A 2063-nucleotide genomic window follows, 5' to 3' on the forward strand; every position below is an offset into this window, starting at 1 on the left:
GCTCTCGAGAGTGCTGACGTCCAGCTCGCCGATGGAGGGCGCGACTGCCTAGGAGCGGTGCACCCTGTCTGGCGTCTCCGCCTGCGGGCAGCATCGGGGTCATGACGCCAGCCTCCGCAGATGTGGGCCTTTCGGACACCCTGGGCCCGACGACCGCCTCGATCACGCGATGGGTCGAGGACTACGTGATGGCCTGGAAGAGCAACGCCCGCGCCGACATCGAGGCCCTTTTTACCGACGACGCCGAGTCCCACGAATCGCCCTTCGACCTGACTTCTATCAGGTTAGTGCGCACCTTCCCGTCAGCAGTTCTGGGCGAGCGCGTCTCGTAGGTCGTCGGGAAGCGGGTCTTCGGCGGTGAGGAGCTGGGTGCCGGCGCGGATCTGCACGGTGCGGTAGCGGCGGGCCGTGCGGACGAATTGCTTGATCGACCAGCCGGTGCAGGTCTCGACGTGGTGGGTGACGGCGAGCGCCGCGAACACCACGTTCAGGTGGGCTTCGATGGACTCGCGCTTGTGGTGGTAGATCGGCCTCGCGCGCAGGTCGTGCTTGGACATGCGGAAGGACTTCTCGATCCGCCACAACTGGGAGTAGGCCCCCATTACGAACTCTTGATCGGGGTCGGGCAGGTTGGTGACGTAGCCCTTCAGGCCGGCCAACGCCCGCGCCTTGGCCTCCAGTTCGCGGTTCACGCTCTTGTCACCGCCGGTCAGCTGCACGAACCTGTTGCGCTTGACCGACGCCTTCCCCGCGACCGCGGACTCAGCCTTGGCGATCTGCTCGTCGATGCCACGCAACGTGCGCCGGGCCCGGTCGGCCCGGTACTGATAGAACACCGTCTTGTCCCGCCGACCAGCGGCTTTCTCCTTGTCGGTGGCCGGCCACGGCTGCACGAACACGTGCCCGTCGGGAATCTCGGCATCCGGGTTCTCGCGGCGCCACTGGGCGACCAGGTACGGCACGTACGGGATCTTGGCGCCGAGGATGAACGACAGCCCGGCGTCCTCGATGGCCTCCTGGTTGCCCGCCGAGATCATCCCGGCATCGGCGACCACGGTCACGTCCTCCAGGCCGTGCGCGGTCATGAACGACCGCAGCACCGGCAGCATCGTGGTGGTCTCGGCCTGGTTGCCCTCGAACGCCTGGACCATCAGCGGGAAGCCGGCGGCGTCGGTGAGCAGCCCGACGGTGATCTGCGGCTCCAGCCGGCGTTCTTTGGAGAAGCCGGGCTTGCGGAACTCGTCGGCGGTGTCGGTCTCGAAGTAGAGCGTGGACACGTCGTAGAGCACCAGCGACGCCGGCCCCAGCGCCGCGTGCGCCGCGCACGCCGCGGCCAGAGCGGCGGCGAACTTGTCGGTGGCGTAGCCCGGCAGGCGGCGGCCCAGCGTCGGATACGACGGCCCGGACACGCCGACCTCGACCAGCACGCGCAAGCTGTCGGCCTTGCTCGTGGGCTCGATGATCCGGGCCAACACCAGCGCCCGGAACACCTCATCGGCGCCGGCCACCCGGTCGAACCCGAGCGCGTCGTAGGCCCGTGACAGCGCGTCCCACAGGTGCGCGGCCTGCGACCCGACGATGGTCAACGGGCCGGCCGCGGAAGCGCCGTCGTCGACGCCGAGATCGAGCTCAGTCTGCCCGCCGGCCAGCCGCTGCCGGGCCGCCGCCCGCAGCGCCTCAACCTCGGCTTCGTCATGCCCCGAGCCGATGTGCTCGATCTGCCTCGACCCCCGCCGGGAGGACCACACGATCTGCACCGCGGTGGCCCCCGACGCCGTCTTCACAGCGCGCACGTAGGCCACCGGCCGACCCTACGGCCAACGATTAGTGCGCAGACCCGGCCGCCTCAGCAAACAAACCCGCAGGTCCCAGGCCTACGAACCGTCAAGATCACGCAAACTGATAAAAGTCAGGTCAGACCCCGCCGGAGCGCCCCTGCCGAACGCCGTCCTGCGGTGACCAACCCGCGCATATCAGCATCGACCGCGCGTCGCACCGACACGCTCACGCGTCGAACCGCTAACCCGAGCCAGCACAAGGCGAGGCGCGGCAGAGCATCCAGC

At 68.8% G+C, this 2063-nt stretch carries 2 protein-coding genes; one reads left to right on the forward strand and one right to left on the reverse strand.

Going from position 1 to position 2063, the window contains the following annotated elements; translation table 11 throughout:
• Nucleotides 1-101: 101 nt before the first annotated feature.
• Complete coding sequence (locus VN520_RS14965) at nucleotides 102-332, forward strand: hypothetical protein (RefSeq protein WP_325747401.1); 231 nt, start codon at nucleotides 102-104, stop codon at nucleotides 330-332.
• Here the strand turns inward: VN520_RS14965 and VN520_RS14970 are convergent.
• Nucleotides 303-1802, reverse strand: coding sequence for an IS1634 family transposase (locus VN520_RS14970; RefSeq protein WP_422664560.1), 1500 nt, complete (start codon nucleotides 1800-1802; stop codon nucleotides 303-305). The genes VN520_RS14965 and VN520_RS14970 overlap by 30 nt on opposite strands.
• Between the last annotated feature and the right edge of the window lie 261 nt (nucleotides 1803-2063).

The organism is Streptomyces sp., from assembly GCF_035563135.1.
Taxonomy (GTDB): Bacteria; Actinomycetota; Actinomycetes; order Streptomycetales; family Streptomycetaceae; genus Streptomyces.

Bases quoted from the DNA above. Each gene is read 5' to 3' on its own strand.
- VN520_RS14965 (WP_325747401.1), top strand. From the start codon at position 102: ATGACGCCAGCCTCCGCAGATGTGGGCCTTTCGGACACCCTGGGCCCG.